The organism is Rhodococcus sp. (in: high G+C Gram-positive bacteria), assembly GCF_049286785.1.
Classification (GTDB): domain Bacteria; phylum Actinomycetota; class Actinomycetes; order Mycobacteriales; family Mycobacteriaceae; genus Rhodococcus_F.
In genome coordinates this window covers 1-2330 of sequence record NZ_JBAQEO010000480.1, presented here as the reverse complement: position 1 = coordinate 2330, position 2330 = coordinate 1, and the positions used below count along the sequence as shown (strand labels likewise).

The 2330-nt window shown below is 62.5% G+C and carries 1 pseudogene; it reads right to left on the bottom strand.

Features of this window, described 5'->3' with window-relative positions:
* Positions 1 to 246: 246 nt before the first annotated feature.
* Positions 247 to 1484, bottom strand: a pseudogene (locus WAW17_RS17265) (IS110 family transposase).
* Between the last annotated feature and the right edge of the window lie 846 nt (positions 1485 to 2330).

Sequence of the window (2330 nt, the reverse complement as noted above, 5' to 3'; positions counted from 1 at the left end):
AGGTGGGGTTGTTGTGAACCAGTGAACTCAACTCACCCTGACACGCAGGGCACCTCGGCTGGATAGACATTCGGCATAAGGATCACCTTCCCAAGAACGAAGGTGCGCATCAAACCCGGGACGATTCACCCCCCTTCTATCAGGAGTGTTGCGACCAATACTTGAACCCGCCTGCCATACCGTGGTCAGACACCCGATGACTACAATTCCGCAAATCTTCTGCCTCAGTGTGTGGTTCGTAGTTCACTATGCTGCGGCCGCTGTGGACTCGATGATGGGGAATGCGTGGTTGGGATCGTAGCGTTGGCCGGTGGCCAGGCAGTGGTGAAGTTGTCCGAGGAACTTGTTGAACAGGTTGCGTAGGGCTGCGGCGTGCCCGTCTCCGGCGTCGCGGCGGCGGTCGTAATGCGCTCTGGCGTGGGGCGAGGCGGTCAGTGCGGCGAAGGTCCATATGTAGCCGGCGGCGGCCAGGCGCTGGTTCTTCACCTTTCGCTGCATGACCACCAGGCTCTTGCCGGACGCCCGGGTGACCGGGGCGGAACCGGCGGAGGCGCGCAGGTTGCGGGCGTCGGTGAAGCGGGCACGGTCATCGCCGATCTCGCCGAGGATCCGGGCCCCGGACAGTGCGCCCAACCCGGGAAAACTGGTCAGGATCGCGCGTCGGGATGCTGCTCGAAGACGCTCTGGGTTTCGGTCGCGAGATGGTCAGCCGCCCGGCAGGCCGCATCGAGCTGCAGGAGCAAACCACGTGCCTGTTCACCGAATGCCGTTTCCACACCTGGCAATTGGCGTAGCTGCTCCGTCCGGAAGAGGTGGTGGAGACGATCGACCCACTCGTCAATGCCGCGCTGCCGACCGGCCTTGACCAGAAGCTTCCGTAGCTGGCCCTTCGTGAGCATGCGAGCTCGCGCCGGTGTCGGGGCCGCGGCGAGAACGGTGCGGGCCTCGACGCTGGCCAGGCCGAACTTGACCTTCTGAAACGCGTCCAGTGCCGCGGGGAAGTACTCGCGTAACACAGAACGCAGCTGGTTGGCGATCTGTTGCCGATTCCACGCTGCGTCCTGGCCGGCGCGGGCGAGCACAGCGATCGCCTGCGCGAGCTCGGTGTCCGCCGGTAGCCTGCGGTGCGCGGCGGCCTCGGTGCGCACGATGTTGGCGAGCATGACCGCATCGGCATTATCGGACTTCGCCCGCGCGACCGAATGCCGCTCCCGATACCGGGAAGCGGCAAGTGGGTTGATCGCATAGATCGCCCGTCCGGTGGCGCGCAGACAGGCGACCAGTAACCCGCGGCTGGTCTCGATGGCCACGGGAATCGGATTGTCGGGCCGATCACCGTGTTCAGCGAACAACTCGAGCAGCGTTCGGAACCCGTCCGCGTCATCGCCGATACGACGCCGGGCAACCACGATGCCCTGGTCGTCGACCAATGCGACATCGTGGTGATGTTCGGCCCAGTCGATCCCACAGAAGATCTTCACCATTCGTCCCTCACCTTCGTCCGATTACCAGGAGAACCTCGCAGGGGACACGCGGCGCACTAATGGAAGGACTCTGCTGGTCCGACACCCGATCAGCTGTTCATGACCCCAGCTAGCGTCAGGATCTCGGTCTTCGCCCGAGCGGTCATAGGCCGCGTGTCGATGATCAGAGGTAGATTCCTGCCGCTGGCTCACGCCACAATCGTCAACCGGCGGACGGTCACGAACGGTGATGGCGCGCCGGGACAGCGCCGCACCGACTCGCGCGCGACGATTCCCGACGCGATGCCACCACCGCCTCGTACGCGACCACCACACAGATCTGACCTGAGGGGTTCGACTCCGGTTTTCACGTAGGCGTCGGACGGCCGCTTACACCGCCATTAGTTTTCACTTGCCGTCGACACCGGTTCGACCCGGTCCACGACGACCGTGTTTGCGCCGGCGGATCACTACTCGGTGGCTACCTGTACGTCGGGCTATCGGTGGGCCCAGAAACGCGAAGTCATCGAGGTCACTCACGTTTGTACCCATGGGCGCAATACCAATCATCAAACGCTAGAGCGCGTAGTGCTGCCGATTTCCAAGAGTTGGGCGACACGTTCGATACGTCCTCATAGTCTTCGCGAAGTCTCTCAACTACCGCACTGGTGCCGCCTTTTCGTGATTCTCGTGTGAGGTGATACGAGTATTCGGAGATCAACGTTGACGCATGTACTCTGTAGCGTCGGGCCAATTGAAGTAAATCGAACGTGTGGCGAATTCGATCCGACTCCTCCTGCGGCCACGTAGATGGGGGAGTAACGTCAAATGAAACCGTCGGCGGAACAGTTCTATCGACAACTGCGG